The sequence below is a fragment of the Vulcanithermus mediatlanticus genome, from assembly GCF_055385885.1.
Window position 1 is genome coordinate 1 of record NZ_AP042384.1, and the last position, 16,730, is coordinate 16,730.

Genomic DNA, 16,730 nt, shown 5'->3' on the forward strand with positions numbered 1-16,730 from the left:
TAGAGCCCGGACGCCGTTCCCCGGTCGGGAAGGGGAGAGAAAGGCCTGATCCGGGCCCTGACAGAAAAGCAGCGGCGACTCCGGTGAAGGCCCATGATCTGGACACCAACATTCTCTGATGACCGACCTTACAGCGGCACGCACCCAGGCGGCAGAAGCTTCCCGTGCGCAGGGAGTTCAGGCGATGCCCACCGGCGACGCCCCTGCGCTCGAAGAAGACAGACCGGATCATGGGCGTCGCCCTCGTACCCGGCGCTCTCACCGCCTCAAAGATCGATCGGCGAACGCAATCGTGACCGGTGGCCACCCAGACCCCCGGTCGCCCGAACGACGCGGCGCCCAAACGCATTCCCACCGGCTCCCGGCCAGAGACATTTCCAGACCATCCAGGACATTCCGCCCGGCTCGAAGAGCGAGGGCCATACCACCCTCCGAAAGCGCTCCCCCCACCGTGTCAGGAGAGCCAGACCACTTGCCTGGCTTGGGACATCTGTCCGGACGCCGAGCAGTAAGGTCGGTCCATGAAAGCGAGGAGGCGTTACGTTTACAGGCTCTTGGCTGTCGGGATTGCGGCGTTGGGGCTCGTGACCGCGGCGGCCGGGGGAAAGCTCGGTGCAAAGCCGATCACGCTTTCCGCGGCCGGGGCGGCGATCCCCAAGGTGTACGAGGTCGTCAACGGGAACAAGGTACCGCTGGCGCAGGAGGGACCGGCAGGGGAGCCGGGCGACTGGCAGTTCAGCCCGGTGTATACGGCCGGGACCGCCGGCGGCCCCAAAGGGGTGGCGACCTTTTTCACCGCCAAGGGCTTCGACCCCGCCCTCCGGGCGGTCCTACTCCCCAACAGCACCAACGGAACCACCACGATCACGCTGACACGGTTGGAGACCGGGGAGAAGGTCACCATCCCGGTGACCGTGGTCCCGGCTCCCGCCGGCGATCCAGCGCGGGGTAAAGCGATTTTCGACACCCATTGCGTCGAGTGCCACGGCGCCGACGCCCACGGAGTGGACGGCCCGAACATCACCTATACCGATCAGGGCATCGGCGGCTGGACGATCTACCAGTTCAACCGGGCGGTGAGGATCGGGGTCGACGACGAGGGAGAAGTCCTCGACGAGGACATGCCGCGCTTCGAGAAAGTGGGCTTTGGCCACGGGGCACCGACCCCGCAGGAGATCGCCGACATCTTCGCCTACTTGAAGACGTTGAAGTAAGCGTCGTGTCGGTCGGGGAGGCGCCCCTCTGGGGGCGCCGCTTTCCATCCGGCCGGACCGGGCCCGGCTCCGATTCCCACGGCCCGAGTCAGTTGCCCGGGGTGCTGGTGAGGCGCGGAGCGCGCTCGTGAGCCAGCCCGGAGGGCAATTCGCGCTTGTGGCCAAGGGAGAAGCGTCCGGGCTCGTCCATCTGTGAGCGCATTTGGGGTTCCCCGAGCCCGCCGTCATCTCCCAGGGGGCCGCGAGTAGGAGAGGGACGGCGAAAAGCCCGCTTCTCAAGTCGGTCCACCTTCAGCTCCGGCTGTCAGGCCGGTCCTGCCCCAGAGGCGAGCGAGGCCCGGGGCCTGGGGAGCCTCGCGCCGGCGGTCCCGAACCAGGCCTCGAAGGCGGGCGCCACGAGCCCGCAACCGTGCCGCCAGAGCAGCTTGACCCGGCGGCCCGCGTCACTGCCTGGTTCCGGCGCGGTTCGCCGATCACACCGCGGTCGAAGCGCTCATGGCCGGGTGGCGGAGACGGCGTCCGGAATCACCGTAGGCGGCATGCGCTTTGCGAATACGATGGTGTATTCCATCCCAGGGATCATCCTGGAGCCAAATGGGACGAGGCCAGCCTGGAGCACATCGCCCGCCACCAGGAGGTGAGCCATAAGGAAGGAAAAACTGAAGGAGACGAAGAGCACGAAGGAGATTCCCGAGTTCAGGGACGAGGCGGAGGAGGCCGAGTTTTGGGCTGGGGGGCGAGGTCTTCGAGCAGATGGAGCCCGTCCCCGAGGGGGATCCACCCCCGCCACGGCCGCGAACCCAGCCATTTTCCATCCGCTTCGACGAGGACCTCCTCCGCCGCATCAAGGCGTTCGCGCGAAAGAAGGACAAAGGCTACCAGACCCTCCTCAAGGAGTTCGTGCTTGAGCGGCTCTACGGGGAAGGGGGAATTTTGCGGTGAAGGGGGCGAAGTCACCCCCTGCTCTGTTAGCCACGGAGCGGCAGCATACAAAGTAGTTGCAGGAATCAACCGAGCTCTCGTTGTCGAGGCCACAGAAAAAGGAGGACAGTACGAAATCCTCCTCCTGTCACTCTCATTGCTACAACCGAATGAGTGTCCGGGATACTCAAGGGGCAACCCATCCGGGCGCACCAGGGAGCGCGCTTCTTATCGCTCACCGAAACCCCTCCACCCGAAGCAGGACCCCGTTCTCCGATTGCCGTCGCACCTCTTCTTCGAGGCTTCTCCCCGCGGAACGCCGCCGGTCATCGGAACCGGAACGTCCGCTCAGTAGAACCCGTGGATCGCCCCTCCGAGGGCGGCCTGGACCCGTCTGTACCCCTCCACATCGCCGAGCAAATCCACCGGCCTTGCCCCCAGGACGGGCACGTAAGCGGTGAGCCACCGCCGTGCCCGTTCTGGGTCCCCGAAGCCCACCGTCGCCTCCCGCAGCGCCGCGAGCAAAAGCCGGGCGGCGGGAACCTCCGCCGGCTCGAGGCGGCCCGCCTTCAGCCGCCGCTGGTAGCTCCGCACGGAAAGACCGAGCAGCGCCGCCTGCGCTTTCCGGGAGAGCCCCAGCGTCCCCGCCGCCTCGAGGAACGCCGCCAGGGCCGCCTGCTCGCGGGTGGGGGTGGCTGCCTCCACAAGTGAACCTCCTTGACCTCATTCTAGCCCGGCGTCCGGATCGGAGGAGGGGCTAAGATGCCGACCCTGCGGAGCGGCCTGCGCCGCTGGATACCGAAAGCGCCTGTTAGCGACCGCGGTTTGCTACCTGCCGGGCCAACTCGGGGAGGGGAACCGCCCAGACCCCGCCACCCAGCGGGAAGCGCTCCTTCCCCGGGTAGACCACGAACCTTGCCTCCGGTTCGATCACCCGGCAGGCCTCGTGGAACCCACGCTGGGGTCTGGGGTCGAGGCTGCGCTTGACCTCGATGGCCCAGAGGGCGCCATCGGGAAACTGAAGGATCAGATCGATCTCGGCGCCCCCGGCACTGCGGTAATGGAAGCCCTCGACCTCGGCCGAGGCTGCGACCAGGAGGTTTTCTACGACAAACCCTTCCCAGCTCTTCCCCAGAACGGGATGGCCGAGCAGGGCCTCGAGGTCGGTGATGCCCAGGAGGGCGTGGACCAGTCCGCTGTCGCGCACGTAGACCTTGGGGGTCTTGACCAGGCGCTTCTTGACGTTTCGATGCCAGGCCGGCAGGCGCCTGAGCAGATAGAGGTCGGCCAAAAGGTCGATATATCGGTCCACGGTTCGGACGTCCAGCTCCAGGTTTCGGGCGAGCAGGCTCAGGTTGAGGGGCTCGCCCTGAAGGTGCGCCAGCATGGTCCAGAAGCGGCGCAGCGTTTCCGCGGGAACGCGGGCGCCGAACAAGGGGAGTTCGCGTTCGAGGTAGGTGCGGATGAAGTCCCGCCGCCACCTCAGGCTCTGGCGCTCGCTCCGGGCAAGGAAGCTCTCGGGAAATCCGCCCCGAACCCACAGCCGCTCCATGGCCTCGCCCCCCTCGGGGGCGACCTCCAGAACATCGAAGGGGGCGAGCTCCAGGTAACTGATCCGTCCCGCCAGGCTTTCCCCGCTGTGGCGGAGCAGGTCCAGCGAAGCAGATCCCAGGAGCAGGTAGAGACCAGCGCGACGCCCCCGCCTGCGGGCCCGGTCGATGAGGCTCCGAAGGACGGGGAAGAGGCCGGGCATCCGGTGGACTTCGTCGAGGATCACCAGCTTGTCGAGGTGCCCCTCGAGGTAGAGCTCCGCCTCACCGAGCTTGGCCCGGTCCGCCTCGGACTCGAGGTCGAGGTACACGGCCTCGATCTCTCCGGCAAGTTCCAGGGCGAGCGTGGTCTTTCCTGCCTGTCGCGGCCCGAGCAGGGCCACGGCAGGCGAAGTGTCGATCCTCTCTTTGAGCTCACGGGTGATGCGGCGGGTAATCATCCTTGCAAATCTAGCATTATAATGCCAGCTTTGCAAGGTTCCATGGCCCGGCGCGGGCTGGATCCGTCCCTCGAAGCTTTAAACAACTACCACGAACCGCCCATAACGCGCCAGCAGACGCTCGGCGGTGACGAGGCGCAGCCCCTCCACCCTGGCCTGGGCCACCAGGAGACGGTCAAAAGGGTCCCGGTGGTGCCAGGGGAGCGCCTTCACCGCCATGGCGTGAACCGGGGTGACGGGAAGGTGGAGAAATCCCTCTTCCTCCACGGTCTCCACGAAACCCTCCGGCATCCGCAGCTTCCCCAGGGAGGCCTTGAGCGCAAGCTCCCAGGTGGTGGCCGCGCTTACGTAGGCGTCGTCCGCCCGCTCGATCAGCCTTCGGGCCTTCCGGGAAAGCCTGGGATCGTCCGCCAGCCACCAGAGGATGATGTGGCTATCGAGAAGAAGGTTCAACCGGTCCCTCCCCCATGAGCTGCGCAATTTCGGCGTCCGCCTCGTCGAAATCGGGGGCGATCCAAACCCTACCTTTCCAAACCCCAGGCGTTCGCTTCGGCCTGGGCGGAGCTTCGGCGGGGACCAGTTTGGCCACGACCCGACCGTAGCGCTTGATGAGGATGACCTCTCCCTGCTCTGCTCGCTTGACCAGCCGGGAGAGCTGGGCCTTGGCCTCGGCCAGGTTGAAGGCCTTTGCGGTGGGTTCTGGCGCTTTCGGCATGTGGCCTCTCCAGGTCAAGGGTAGTAGATCTGACCAGCTATGGTCAACTTATGTCTACTCATTCTCACCTCGTGGTTGAGGTCAAAGGTCGTCCTACGACGGTTTACGCTCACGGCAAGAAGAAGGGGCAGCCGAAACCCACCCAGCCGTACCCCGGATGCGCCACTGGTTTGCTGAGCACCTTGTGACCCTGCTGGGACGGCACCTGAGGCGCGGCTGGCCCTGGCTTTCCCCGATGCGCCCACCTACAGGAACCGGGTGTGCGATACTCGCTGGGCACTCGAGAAGCTTGAGATCGCCGTGCTCTGGATACGCGCTAGCGGCGCCGTCGAGGTCGAGGGCCGCCTACCCTGAACCCCGGGGCCCCGGCGGACGGGAACGATACCAGGCACCGGTGGGCTTCCTCGAGGATCATCAGTCTTTCAGGTTTGACTCGGAGAGCGTTCCGCATTGCTGAATTTGGAGCCCTGTGACCTGCTTGGACCTGCTTGCAACGTCCAGATGCGGGGGGAATCCTGGCGAACAGCGCCTCGGCGTTGCGGGAACCGGGTGGCCGCAGAGGCTGCTCTGCCCAGGTCGGACCCACCCGGAAGAGCAACGCGGGCTTCAGGACTCCGTCGCACTCTGAAAACCTGGGGCCCTATCTGAGCCGACCTCTCGGGCAGCTAGAACCCTTCTCGGGGCAGGCTGTTGAAGCAAACGTGCGCGGCGTGGAACTGCAGCTCAACGGTGCCGGTGGGGCCGTTTCGCTGCTTGCCGATGATGATCTCGGCGATGCCGGCCTTGTCCGAGTGAGGGTTGTAGTATTCGTCTCGGTAGATAAAGAGCACCAGGTCCGCATCGTCCTCGATCGAGCCCGACTCACGGAGGTCGGAGAGCACGGGGCGCTTGTTCGGCCGCCCCTCGACCGCGCGCGAGAGCTGCGAAAGCGCCACCACCGGGACCTCGAGCTCGCGGGCCAGCCCTTTGAGCCCGCGGCTGATGGCGGCGATCTCCTGCTGCCGGTTCTCGCTCCTCCCGCCCCCGTCCACCCCTGACATTAGCTGCAGGTAGTCGACGATGATTAGACCCAGCCTGTGCTGGTTGTGAAAATGCCTGGCCCGGGCCCGGAGCTCGAGCAGCGAAAGGTCCGGCGTGTCGTCGACGTAGATCGGGGCCTCGGCCAGCCGGCCGGCCACATCCACGATCCTCTGGAAGTCCCGTTCCGAGAGCTGGCCCAGCCGTAGGCGGTTCATATCGATCCGGGCCTCAGCGCTGATCATCCGCACCATCAGCTGGGTGGCGGGCATTTCCAGCGAAAAGATCCCCACCGGCACCCCGTCTTTGAGGACCGCGTTCCGGGCGATGGTGAGCGCGAAGGCGGTCTTGCCCATGCTCGGGCGGGCGGCGATGATGTTGACCGAGCCCGGCTCGAGCCACCCAAGCATCTGATCGAGCTCTGCAAACCCGGTGCGCACCCCGCTCGGCATCCCCAGGTGCTCGTAGAGCTCGTTGATGTGCTCGAAGGCCTCGTGGACCAGGTCCTCGGAATCGCGAAACCCGTGCCGGCGTTCGTCGGCTCGGACCTCCAGAAGCTCTGTCACTTTCCCCATCCCGGTGACGGCCAGGTCGCGGAGTGCTGCCTTTCCAGCGAGGATGCGGGCGTAGTGCTCGGCGTAGGCGGCCGGCTGTCTGACGAGTTCGATCAGGTAAGCGCGTCCCCCGACCTCGTCCAAAACGCCGTCTCCGCGCAACGCCTCGGCAAGGGTGTCGGGATTCACCGGCTCGCCCGACGCGGCGAGCGCCTCCATGGCCCGCCAGATCTTCTGATGGCTCGCCTTGTAGAACGACTCGGCGCTGATCAGACCTTTGAGGCGCTCCAGCAGCGAGCCGTCGACCAGGACCGAGCCCAACACGTTCATCTCGGCCTCGATGATATGGGGCGGAACAGTTCCTTCCATGCCAGACCTCATGCTATCCCTGTCGGGGTTGCGTCGATCGTATCGCCTGAGGGCGCCCGGTCACTACTTTGATGGCCGACCAGCACGACCGACAATCCGCCACCCCCTGCCCAACCAATGGCTGAAGGCCACAAGATGCCCGGAACCGGGCTGTCCCCTCGCTGGCTGCCACAGCAAGGGGCCGGTTGGACCCAGCCAGGCTCCGGCAGACTTGCTCCCGAACAGAGGGGAGCAGAACCACCTGCGAGGCGTCTCCCGCAGGCAGCCAGCGTCAACCGATCGCGCCGGTCAGTCGGGCCACTGGCCACCCCAACCCGGCCCGATCCGGGCCGGCGATGGGTCGGGTGACGTTGCTCCCGAACCCCGGCTCGATTTCCCACCCCCTCCCGTAAAGCGATATCCCCGCGGCCGCCAGGCCGCGGGAACGTTTCAACGAGCGCCACAAGCAGGCCTCGAGGTCCGTCTGCAAATCGCCCCCGGGGTGTTCTCACCCTCGCTCCGCGGCCGGCACTCTCGGGCGGACTCGCACGCCGATCAGCCGCCGGTCATCCGGCGACCGGAAGCAAGCAGGGCAGGTGCGTTCCACCGGCGGTTCCGGTGGGGCCGCCTACCCCCTCCTTCTTCGCTAAGCTCCACCCCCGCGGCCGAAGGCCGCGGGAACGTTTCAAACCGGCGCCGCGAACCGGCCCTGTGCCCGGGGCTTTTTGACCGCGCGGACCCCCGTCAATTTGTCGCCCCTCGAGGGTCCTCGAGTGTCGCCGCCTGACCCTCCGTTCAGGCCCCGCCGTCCGTGGTCCTCGAGGGCGTCTTCCCCCTTCGCGCCGCGTCAAAAAACGGGCGGGTTTCCTCGAGTGTCGGCGGGGCCTCGAGCGCTCTCCGTCCCGGCCCCAAAACGGGCGCCGGTGAAGGCCGCGGCCAGTGCGTCATGAGGTGGCCTCGAGGGCGGGCGCTGAATGGTCCGTTCGGCGTGTCGACTGATGGGGTGAGGTGGCCTCGAGGGTCGGCTTCGGAGTGGGGGAGGGGCCCTCGAGGGGCGCCCGTCCTGACACTCATACCTCGCTCATAAAGCACTCACGGGTCTCATAATCCAGTGCCACCCCCCCCTCTTTTCAGCCCCGATCCACCCCTGGCCCTGTGCCACCTATTTTCTAGCATGAAAACCTAGGGGGGGTGGACAAAGGTGAAGTAAGGGCCAGGACATATCTCTTTACCATTTCGCCTTGACCCTGAAAACCCTGGGGGGGTGGCCCTGGAAACCACCCCTCTATAAGGTGTCAGAATAGGGCCACCCCCTTTTGGCGAGGGGGGGTGGCCCTGTGAAGGGCTTCACGAGCAAGCGGGGACACCCGGGGGCGGGGTTGGCGTTGCGGCCGTGCATCTCCCGGCGAAGCTTAGGTAAATACATCCTGACCACTATAGCTACGCCCGAGCGTACGAGAACTTGTCGTAGCGTGCCCACCACTCTCCGGCGCATTCGGAACAACACGCCTTCTGCTCCGTCCTCAAGGGCGCACCCATGCATGCATGGGACTTGCACAGTGTGTAATAAGCGTGCGCTCATAGGGCCATGGCGGAAAGACTCGAAAGAATCTTCGATGAACAAGAACAAATGCCCAACCGGCTGCGCTGGGACGACTACCTGATGCTGTATCAGGAGTTGCTGACCTGGGACGAGGCGGTACAGGAGTTAGGTGTGTCTCGGCGTACGCTGTCACGCTGGCACGAGGCGGTGATGAAGGTTGTGGACGCGGGGATGATGCCCCAGGGCAAGATTCCGCGCAGCGAGATCGAACTCATCCGGGTCGCCATGCCGCTCGTTGATGTGTTCGGGAGCCGCAGCGAGGCGATCAGCCACATCATTCAGAACTACAACGCGCCTGACGAACCGGGCGTACGGCTGGAACTGCCACCGGACGAAGTCAAGCGGGTTGCATCTGAAAAACAAGAGAAAGAGAAAGTGGTGACAAGCTATGCGTTGCAGCTTCAGGCGGAGGTGCTCGTCAAGTCGCGTCGACTCAACCAGGGACTGCTCGATCGGGTCAGGCGAACGCGCGAGTACCTGGAGAAGGCCGCGGGGGAGATGCGAATGATCGAAGAGGAGTTGAACGGCGAGTGGTACGAGAAAAAGGAACAGGGGAAGTGGTAGAGATGCCAGCCTGGATCGATGAGTTGCTGGGCGATGAAAACGAAATGCTTCTGCAGGGGCCGGTTAAGATCACCATCACAGTGAAGGGGCGCCATGCGCATATGCTCCAGGTCCTGACTCATGTCGCGCGACGGCGACAGGGCAACAAGACCCACAGCGGAGCGATTGCCCGCCGCCTGCTCGAGTACGGCGTAGAAGCGGCGTACAAAAAGCTGCCCCGGGACGTGCGGGAGCGTGCGGAACTGGAGGTGCTCGAGGCCATCGACGAGGGTGGCGGTGCTACGTCGCCAAGCTGAGCGTGGGCGAGAGCACGAAGGCGGCGCGAGCCGGGCCAGCAAGGACGGTAGTGGGGTGGCGAGCAACTGCGCATAGACACCGCCCTGCTGATGTCCGGTGCGTGCTGGGCAGGACTACGGAACCTCAGTCAGGCAAGTTGCTTTAAATACATGCAAGGGAACCGTGCGAGCGAAGCGTCAGCCCGCCCGATCTGGCGTTGTCCGGCAATCTGCCGTACACTTGTGATTGAGGAGGAGGGATGCCCAAGACCGCCCGACTGGAATTCCGGCTCGAGCCAGAGCAGAAAGCGCTCATTGAAAAGGCCGCGCGGCTGAGCGGGGCTTCGGTGAGCGAGTTCAGCGCCATCACTCTTCTGGAAAAGGCGAGGCTGGTCCTCGCCGAACACCGGCAGACCGAGCAAATACTGATCGGGGCGGAAGCCTTCGATCGCCTTGCGCAAGAGCTCACCCGGCCGGCTCGGGTGGTTCCCGAGCTTCTTGAGGAACTTCGAAAGGCGTCCCGGTGATCGAACCACCTCTCAGGGTTGAGCCGCTCGGACGCCACCACGACCGGGCGGCTTTTTCCTGCGGTAAGCGATCCCTTGACGAGTACCTGCGCCGGTTCGCTGGCCAGGACGAACGCCTGGACCTCACCCGTTGCTTCGTGCTCGTGAACGAAGAAGCTCCCACACGCATCCTTGGCTACTACACCCTTGCGGCCGCGTCCATCGTACCCGGGAAGGGCCCGGGCCGGGTACGTCGGCTGATACTGTCTACCCCGTCAAGCCTCGGAAGTTGGCATCAAGCCACCATGGCTTGCTGAGCTTGGTAGTGTGCCTTAAGCCGGCCCATCATGCGCCTCAGAAGCTTGTGGGCCACCGCAACCAGCGCTTGCTTTTTCTTCTTCCCTCGAGACACCAGCTTTCGATAGAAAGCTCCGAGCTCAGGATCATGTCGCACCGCTACCAAAGCCGCCATGTAAAGTTTCTTTCTGAGCACCCCCGGTCCTTTTCGAGAAAGCCGACTCCGGTACACGCTGCTTCCCGATTGCTCCTCCTCTGGTGCCAACCCGGCATAGGCCGCGGCCGCCTTCGCCCTTCCCCAGAGCTCTGGAGGGGTCAAGGCTAAAACCGCTGCTGCCACCTGCATCCCCACCCCAGGCATCGAGGTCAGCACCTCGGCTTCGGGGAGCTGCTTGAGGAGTGTGGCAATTTCAAGATCAACTTCACCGAGACGTCTCTTGAGCTGGGCCAGGTCTTCCCTGAGCCAGGCAAGCACTCGTTCGTCTCCCGCCCACACGGCTGCTTCCAGGGCTCCTTTAATCTCGGTGACTCGTTTGTTGAGTTGCTCCCGGTAGACGACCATTCGCTTAAGCCGAGCAAGCTTGAGAGGCAAGGGTCGGTGAGGCACGAGGGCATCCCGGTACACCAGTGCGAAGTGGGCCAGGAGCAGAGCGTCGGAGGCGTCGGTCTTGTTCCGCTTCCCACCCGCCCGCCGGAAGGACGCCACCTGGTAGGGATTCGCCAGGGCCACCTTGAAGCCTTGGGTGACCAAGAGACGAAGCAAGGGCAGGTGGTAGAGCCCGCTGGGTTCCACAACGACCCAGGCCGGAGCGTGCTGACGGAGGGCTTGGACCAGGTTGCCGCGGCCCGCCTCGTTATTGGCAAAACGAAACCTTCGCTCAAACGTGGGACCCACCAATGCCAGGTCGAGCCAGCCCTTACTCACGTCGATACCGGCGTAGGTCATGGTCGCCTTCACCCCCGCTTCAGTAACCTGAGGGAGGTGGCCACCCGGCCCCGCGGACCTGCCATGTCGATGCGGTCTTTCGTGACCGGGATACTGTTCGGCCAAGGCTTCGGAGCGGGTGGCCGCCGATCAGCCAAGCGGGCTCCAAACGCCCTGAAGCACTAACGGTTGCACCTCCCTCGGTTGGGAAGATACATGAAGCGCTACCCCCAGATCGGGGCCCTGCTCCTCGGCCGGTTCGCCATCGACCGGCACGCGCAGGGAGGGGGGCTGGGCCGGAAGCTCCTTCTTCACGTCCTCACCCACGCCGCGCGCCTGGGCAACGAGACCGGCTTCCACCTGATCCTGGTCGACCCCATCGATGAGCAAGCGGCTGCCTTTTATCGCAGGTTCGGGTTCACCTTCCTGCCAGGGGAGCGGCGCATGTACCTGACGCTCAAGGACATCCTGGCCACGCTTGCGGCCATCGACGGGGATTGACGTCCGAAGCGATGCCCGGCAGGGGAGAGGTCGCTCGCGGCAGGCGCAGAAAGGCCCTGGCAGCGATCAACCCGGGAGGCGTGGTCGTCAAAACCGCTGATGCCTCCTGCGAAGCCCCGGAAGCGCGCGGGGCGCGGCTCTTTCCTACGCTCCGGTGCGACCTACGCGTTGGAGGAACGGGAGCCACTGCCGGCGCGCCTGCCCCTCGTCCGCTCGCCACTCAAAAGAGCCGCCCGTCGCTTGGTGGACTCTGGTTTCGAGAACCGCCAGGGCCAAGAAGCTGGCCAGATAGACCACCGGTTCCCCCGGCCGATCCCACCGGCCGGGGTAGAGGCTCGCACCCTCACCCGAAAGGGCGCCCTCCGCGCAGCGGGCGTGGACGAGGCACCAGGCGCGGATCCTCAAGCGCAAACTCCGTGTTCCAGGTGGCCCAGGGCCTGGTCGATTTCGTGGGCCCCGATCTCGGTGTCGGCGAACGCGAGTGGCGTTTTTCCGCCCAGGAAGCGCTTGGGCGTGGTGGGCCGTTCCGCCGCGACATCTTCGCCAAGGGCTTCGGCAGCGCGCCGGTAGAGCCGGATCAGCCGGCACAAGCGATCCGGCTCGTCGGGCTTGAAGCAGCCCTCTTTCTTGCGGCGGGCCAGGGTACGTTCGCTGATCCCGACCACCGGGGCCAGCGCTGCGGAGGAGATCCCGAGCCGGCCCCTCAGCTTTTCGAAATCGTGGTAGCGAAGGCCCTCTGTCACCATATGCGGATAGCCTGTTCGCTCATGGTGAGCGCCATATGCCTGTTCTTTGGGCCGAATGGCAGAACCCATCGCGGAATTTGCTCGGTGCACGCGAACGCCGGGGGCGGGTTTGCGGTGGCGTGCTGCTTCCAGATCACCTGCCTCGGGGAGGGGAAGCGGGCGATGCTCCCTGGAGGCCTCGACGATCGCGTGGACGCTCAGCATCACGGGGTCGCAGAACTCGAGGTGCGCCCAGCCGAGGACATCAAACCGTCGGCCGCGTACCGAGCAAGCCGGCCCCTGTTTTTAGCCAGGGCCGTCTTCAGTGCGCGGACGCTCTTCACGAGGGAATCCCTTCCGGAACCCGCTCGACCATACGCAGGACGGTCTCGAGCCCCTTGGGGAACGCCTCGCGGTTCTCGCACACCTCCCACGCCGTGTGCCCCTCAAGGCTCGGGTGCGGCGTGTGAAACCACATGCGTGCCGTCTTCTCGTCGCCGAGGTAGTCGATCAGGATGGCCAGCGCGCGCTCGAGGATCGCTGCCCGCTTCTGGATCTTCGGCAGGGTCGGCTTGCTGCTGAGAAGCCGGCGATCTACCCCGAGTGCCCGTGCGAGCTGGGCTTTCTTAACGCCCAGGGCCCGGGCAAGCTTCCCGGCGTCGATCCGGTCGGTCTCCGGATCGCGCACTTGGGGAAGCAGTACGACCCCCGCGTGTTCGATGGGTTTGATCGCCATGGCCACCTCCTTGCACCCAGTTTAGGTCTGGCGACACATGGATGCGCAATAGACGACAAAATGATGATGCTTTACCGCTTTTGTGGAAGGCTTTTGCTCCCGCAGTGCCGGGCCGTAGCGAGAGCGTCAAGTTTTTTGTGTCGAAGTCTGTGTCGCGGGGTACCGCGCGTTGAAAAGGTCATTGATTTCCTCTTGAACGTCAGCAAAACCCGGCAGCTTCCGGTCCCATCTCCCCTCCCTCCGTTCAGCCTCTAGGTAGACGAGCTTGTAAACCGATTCGGGCTTGGGAAACTTGTGGTCCCGCACCTTGGTACTCCTTCGTAGTTCCCGGAAGAACTGCTCGATCAGGTTGGTGCTCCTCAGGTAACGCCACAAAGGCTCGGGGTAGTCGTAAAACCGAAGCAAGGCCCCTGAGTCGTTCCACCAGGAAGCAGTGACCCGGGGGTAACGATCCTGCCACCTTTGGGTAAAGCGTTTGAGCCCTTCCAGGGCCTTGGCTCGATTGGGTGCCCGGTAAACCCGTTTGAGATCGGCGAGTATGGCGGAGGCGTCCCGGCGTTTGACCTGGGCCTGGGTGGCCCTGAGTTTGTGCAGGATCGAGTACTGCCACTCGGCCCGGGGGTAGACCCGATGGATCGCCTCTCCGATCCCCGCAAGACCGTCGGTGATGAAGAGGAGTACTTCGACAAGGCCCCGGGACCTGAGCTCCTTTAAAAGCTCCTCCCAGACGACGGCCCCTTCATTAGGAAAGAGCCAAAAGCCCAGAAGGATGCGCCTGCCGTCTTCGGCCAGACCCAAAGCGGCGTAGAGCGCCTGCTTCTCGATGCCCTTGCCGGGGTACTGCAGCTTGAGGAACAGGGCGTCCAGGTAGACCGCAAAGAGCCGCCGGGGCAGGGGCCTGTGGCGGAAGGCTTCCACCTCCTCTTGCACCAGCTCGGTCAGGTTGCTGACCGTCTCGTGGCTGTAGCGGTAGCCGAACAGGAGCCCCACGATCTGGGCCACCTTGCGGTCCGAGACCCCGCTGGCGTAGAGGGCCAGCACGAGGTCCGTCAGGTCTGGAGTACGCCGGGCGTAGCGGGGAAGAAAGCTCGGGGTGTATTGGCCTTTGCGATCACGGGGCACCTTAAGCTCGACAGCACCGAAGGCGGTCTCCAACTTGCGCGGGTAATGGCCATTGGCGCGGCCACCGTGTTCTTGCAAAAAAGCCCAGCGGTCCAGCTCCAAGAGCGCCTGCAGCTTTTCCTCCACCACCTCGGCCATTGCTTCCTTCAGCAGCGCCTTGAGCGTATCCTGGTCCACGGGGTACCTCCTTTCGCCTACTGGCGGTACCCCCTCTTCTTACACAGAATTCGACACAAGAAAGATTACACCCTCGCCGTAGCCGGGTACGGTGGCGCTGCGGGCCGTCCAGCTTTCCCTGTCTTCACGCCCCAGGAGGGGAACACTTAATCGCGACAGACTTCGCTCGAGAACCTGCCGGACCACGAGCTCAATCCGCTTCTGGAGGACCCGGCTTGTCGGGACCGCACCCAGTTGCGCAGGGAGCGGCGTGGCGACGCTGAAGCCGGGTCCTGCCTCGATGTCGGGGGAAAAGAGATCGGTCCGTTAGGGGATCATCCCTCGCGGGGCCTTTGACGAAGCCCTAATTCAGCACCCGAAACTCCTTCCGTCTACTCCAGCTCAGTGAGGGTTTTCAGGATCTTCTGGGCATAATCCTTACTGAATTCAGCCATTCGCTCCGGCGTACTTCTCTTGATCCGGGCGTCGTAGTCCGCCTGATTTCTGTATTTTCGCAAGGTTTTGAGCCGCTGGCCAACGTTTCGAAGGGTGCCTCGGTCGCTTTCCTCCAACTTCTCCGCAACCCACCGATGCTTCTCCCCTGACCTTTCAACGTCCTTTGGCGGTGTTTCGACGTTCCTTACCACGTACGCATAGGCTTCACCGAAAGCACTGAAGTAAAAGCGACCGATCGCGGTTCGCAGGTAGGCTTCTTTCAGGTCTTTTGAAGGGGGATCCCCGCCCGATGAGAGGGCATCCGCTACATTAAAAAAGTGCTTCCACCGAAAGCTCATAGAGGCACTAAAACAATTTTCTTGTTGAAGGCCGGGCCTTGCTTAGGTAAGTACTCCTCGTACACCCTGTCGAGTTTTGCGAGATCTTCGCGCAAGCTGCCCCCGCGCAGGTAGACATAGAGAATCCAGTCCGCGACGTCGTCTCCGGGTTCATAGGCGAGTTCGAGGGGCCGATCAGGAAGGCATTTGTGGATCTCTTCGACAAGCGCAGCCAGGGCGAGGGCGAAGGTCTCATCCTTCCGGAGTGCCACGTCCATGGCTTCCGTTAGCGGTGTGGCGAGGAGTTGCCGGAGTTTGGTGAGCGCCAGGGGCTCGGTGCCGGTGGTGTGGTTAACCTGCCTGATTCCCACTGGCCACTTGTGAAGAACCCAGCTCGGATCATCGGGCTGCTCCAAGAAGTGTAACGGAAGCGGCACGGGCATGGGTCCGGCGGGTTCGCCGGACCTGAAGAAGTCCGAGCTCCCGCCCCATTGGTTCAAGGGGCTATCTATCGGCTCGGCACTGCCGACATACCGACTGCGGAAACAGAAGCGTAATGCTGCATGGCTAGGAACAAAATCTGGGTCAGTGCCAGAGTCCCTTAGGCGTAGCCTAGTCATCGCCCTCTCCTTCCGTCAGCGTGTCTCCCTTCACCAGGATGTCCAGCCCTTCCGCGAAGAGGCGATCGAGGATGCGCTTGGCCTCGCTTCCTTCAAAAGGTGGCCCTGTATAGGCCGCATCTGTGTTTATGTCGAGCAGCAATCGAGCAAATTGGGTCACGTACTCTTGGCCCTGAGTAAAAGCAGGGAAGTCTGAGGTAATGAGGACTGAGAAGGTAGCCAGACTCCATTCGTGAATGCGGTTGATCTCGATTTGCCCTTCGGCTGAGGGAAGTTTTGAAGGACGGTTCACCCGGTAGGTGAAGTCCTTGGTGCGTGTGGGATCGAGCTGGACAGTTTTCAACTTCCTCTGGAGGAACCGCAAGACCTCTTGTGAGGAATCCCCCTCGCGGAGGAATACGCTACCTAAGGCAAGGCGCCGAGCGGGCGGTGTTTTGCTGAGGAGATCTGCGATCTGCTGCCGAAACGTTTCCACTAGGGAGATGTCCTCGAGGACCGGGGGTCGAGTGAAATTCCCTTGCGGAAATGGCGAGAGAAAAAGGTCAATGCGCTCAGCTTGTCTGTTGCCTTCGGGAGACGGCGCCAGTCGCATAACCATCTGAAGCCTTGGCTGGAGCGCATCCGTGGACGGTTTCGGGTCGCCCCCCCATGGACCTTCCAGGGAAACGACCTGTCCCCCGTTGGGAAGCTTTTGTTCAACTCTGTTCTGGTGTTCGCTCCCGGGATTGACGATCTCCCACCACGCGGGCAGCGTTTCCGGCGAAGGGCCATCCTCCGCAGGGAAAAGAGTGAAGCGGAGGTGGTCTATAAACCAGCCCTCGAATTTTGCCCTCTCCAGCGCTTTCAGCCCCATAAGCAAGCCTTCCCAGGTCCGAGCGCCTTTAAAGGCAAGGGACCATCTCCGCGTAGACTACCAAAACCAAGTATAGGCCACTTTTACCTTTTGATCGGGTCGCTCTGCCCCTTGACTATGCATAGTGGCGTCAATCCGCGCGTCGCCCCAGGTAATCGCAAATGCCTACTCGAGCTTTTTGGCCTCCACCCCCTAGAGCAGCCAACGCGTGTACCTCGCCCCAGATAGCGAGCTCCGCGTTCTGTCATGTCCAGTGACCAACGTACTGGGAGGTTATACCTAGTTTCTGCCAGTTCTTTTTCGGCGCGGTGACTA

Annotated in this window: 19 protein-coding genes; 6 read left to right on the plus strand and 13 right to left on the minus strand. The window is 63.7% G+C overall.

The genetic code is table 11. The annotated features are described in order from the left end of the window. The first annotated feature begins 521 nt into the window (after positions 1 to 521). A complete protein-coding gene (locus ACZ5BT_RS00005) occupies positions 522 to 1,214 on the plus strand; it encodes a c-type cytochrome (RefSeq protein WP_464883675.1) in 693 nt (230 codons plus the stop codon). A 753-nt stretch (positions 1,215 to 1,967) separates the two neighbouring features. Continuing rightward, positions 1,968 to 2,156: a hypothetical protein gene (locus ACZ5BT_RS00010; protein WP_464883676.1), complete on the plus strand. Its 189-nt coding sequence runs from the start codon at positions 1,968 to 1,970 to the stop codon at positions 2,154 to 2,156. Between the two features lie 327 nt (positions 2,157 to 2,483). Here the strand turns inward: ACZ5BT_RS00010 and ACZ5BT_RS00015 are convergent, their stop codons facing one another. The 5 genes from ACZ5BT_RS00015 to dnaB all read right to left on the minus strand — a co-directional run bounded on the left by ACZ5BT_RS00015 (position 2,484) and on the right by dnaB (position 6,780). Further along, a complete protein-coding gene (locus ACZ5BT_RS00015) occupies positions 2,484 to 2,840 on the minus strand; it encodes an antitoxin Xre-like helix-turn-helix domain-containing protein (protein ID WP_464883677.1) in 357 nt (118 codons plus the stop codon). A gap of 106 nt (positions 2,841 to 2,946) precedes the next feature. After that, positions 2,947 to 4,125: an ATP-binding protein gene (locus ACZ5BT_RS00020; RefSeq protein WP_464883678.1), complete on the minus strand. Its 1,179-nt coding sequence runs from the start codon at positions 4,123 to 4,125 to the stop codon at positions 2,947 to 2,949. 78 nt (positions 4,126 to 4,203) lie between these two features. Continuing rightward, the gene (locus ACZ5BT_RS00025) at positions 4,204 to 4,578 is read right to left on the minus strand and encodes a type II toxin-antitoxin system VapC family toxin (protein ID WP_464883679.1); all 375 of its coding nucleotides are present in this window, start codon (positions 4,576 to 4,578) and stop codon (positions 4,204 to 4,206) included. Further along, positions 4,559 to 4,840, minus strand: a complete 282-nt coding sequence (locus ACZ5BT_RS00030; RefSeq protein WP_464883680.1) for a type II toxin-antitoxin system Phd/YefM family antitoxin — start codon at positions 4,838 to 4,840, stop codon at positions 4,559 to 4,561. The genes ACZ5BT_RS00025 and ACZ5BT_RS00030 overlap by 20 nt, the downstream gene beginning before the upstream one ends. 665 nt (positions 4,841 to 5,505) lie before the next feature. Beyond that, on the minus strand, positions 5,506 to 6,780 hold the full coding sequence (gene dnaB, locus ACZ5BT_RS00035) for a replicative DNA helicase (RefSeq protein WP_464883681.1): 1,275 nt from the start codon (positions 6,778 to 6,780) through the stop codon (positions 5,506 to 5,508). 1,567 nt (positions 6,781 to 8,347) lie between these two features. On the opposite strand from dnaB, the gene ACZ5BT_RS00040 reads away from it, so the two are divergent. The 3 genes from ACZ5BT_RS00040 to ACZ5BT_RS00050 all read left to right on the plus strand — a co-directional run bounded on the left by ACZ5BT_RS00040 (position 8,348) and on the right by ACZ5BT_RS00050 (position 9,728). After that, positions 8,348 to 8,926, plus strand: a complete 579-nt coding sequence (locus ACZ5BT_RS00040) for a hypothetical protein (protein WP_464883682.1) — start codon at positions 8,348 to 8,350, stop codon at positions 8,924 to 8,926. 2 nt (positions 8,927 to 8,928) lie between these two features. Then, complete coding sequence (locus ACZ5BT_RS00045; protein ID WP_464883683.1) at positions 8,929 to 9,222, plus strand: hypothetical protein; 294 nt, start codon at positions 8,929 to 8,931, stop codon at positions 9,220 to 9,222. Between the two features lie 239 nt (positions 9,223 to 9,461). Then, positions 9,462 to 9,728, plus strand: coding sequence for a type II toxin-antitoxin system TacA family antitoxin (locus ACZ5BT_RS00050; RefSeq protein WP_464883684.1), 267 nt, complete (start codon positions 9,462 to 9,464; stop codon positions 9,726 to 9,728). A gap of 274 nt (positions 9,729 to 10,002) precedes the next feature. Here the strand turns inward: ACZ5BT_RS00050 and ACZ5BT_RS00055 are convergent, their stop codons facing one another. Beyond that, positions 10,003 to 10,950: an IS110 family RNA-guided transposase gene (locus ACZ5BT_RS00055; protein ID WP_464883685.1), complete on the minus strand. Its 948-nt coding sequence runs from the start codon at positions 10,948 to 10,950 to the stop codon at positions 10,003 to 10,005. A gap of 195 nt (positions 10,951 to 11,145) precedes the next feature. On the opposite strand from ACZ5BT_RS00055, the gene ACZ5BT_RS00060 reads away from it, so the two are divergent. After that, positions 11,146 to 11,430 (plus strand): GNAT family N-acetyltransferase, encoded by a 285-nt coding sequence (locus ACZ5BT_RS00060; RefSeq protein WP_464883686.1) that lies wholly within the window; start codon positions 11,146 to 11,148, stop codon positions 11,428 to 11,430. Between the two features lie 144 nt (positions 11,431 to 11,574). Here the strand turns inward: ACZ5BT_RS00060 and ACZ5BT_RS00065 are convergent, their stop codons facing one another. The 7 genes from ACZ5BT_RS00065 to ACZ5BT_RS00095 form a co-directional block, all read right to left on the minus strand. After that, positions 11,575 to 11,841: an RES family NAD+ phosphorylase gene (locus ACZ5BT_RS00065; protein ID WP_464883687.1), complete on the minus strand. Its 267-nt coding sequence runs from the start codon at positions 11,839 to 11,841 to the stop codon at positions 11,575 to 11,577. Further along, positions 11,832 to 12,380 (minus strand): antitoxin Xre-like helix-turn-helix domain-containing protein, encoded by a 549-nt coding sequence (locus tag ACZ5BT_RS00070; protein WP_464883756.1) that lies wholly within the window; start codon positions 12,378 to 12,380, stop codon positions 11,832 to 11,834. Before ACZ5BT_RS00070 ends, ACZ5BT_RS00065 begins: the two co-directional genes overlap by 10 nt. 115 nt (positions 12,381 to 12,495) lie before the next feature. After that, on the minus strand, positions 12,496 to 12,891 hold the full coding sequence (locus ACZ5BT_RS00075) for an antitoxin Xre/MbcA/ParS toxin-binding domain-containing protein (RefSeq protein WP_464883688.1): 396 nt from the start codon (positions 12,889 to 12,891) through the stop codon (positions 12,496 to 12,498). Positions 12,892 to 13,017: 126 nt separating this feature from the next. Then, on the minus strand, positions 13,018 to 14,190 hold the full coding sequence (locus ACZ5BT_RS00080) for an IS256 family transposase (RefSeq protein WP_464883689.1): 1,173 nt from the start codon (positions 14,188 to 14,190) through the stop codon (positions 13,018 to 13,020). A gap of 371 nt (positions 14,191 to 14,561) precedes the next feature. After that, positions 14,562 to 14,963: a hypothetical protein gene (locus ACZ5BT_RS00085; RefSeq protein ID WP_464883690.1), complete on the minus strand. Its 402-nt coding sequence runs from the start codon at positions 14,961 to 14,963 to the stop codon at positions 14,562 to 14,564. Continuing rightward, on the minus strand, positions 14,960 to 15,358 hold the full coding sequence (locus ACZ5BT_RS00090; protein ID WP_464883691.1) for a hypothetical protein: 399 nt from the start codon (positions 15,356 to 15,358) through the stop codon (positions 14,960 to 14,962). The genes ACZ5BT_RS00085 and ACZ5BT_RS00090 overlap by 4 nt, the downstream gene beginning before the upstream one ends. A gap of 196 nt (positions 15,359 to 15,554) precedes the next feature. Further along, positions 15,555 to 16,415 carry a hypothetical protein gene (locus tag ACZ5BT_RS00095; RefSeq protein ID WP_464883692.1) on the minus strand — a complete coding sequence of 287 codons (861 nt, stop codon included), beginning with the start codon at positions 16,413 to 16,415 and terminating at the stop codon, positions 15,555 to 15,557. Positions 16,416 to 16,730: the final 315 nt, after the last annotated feature.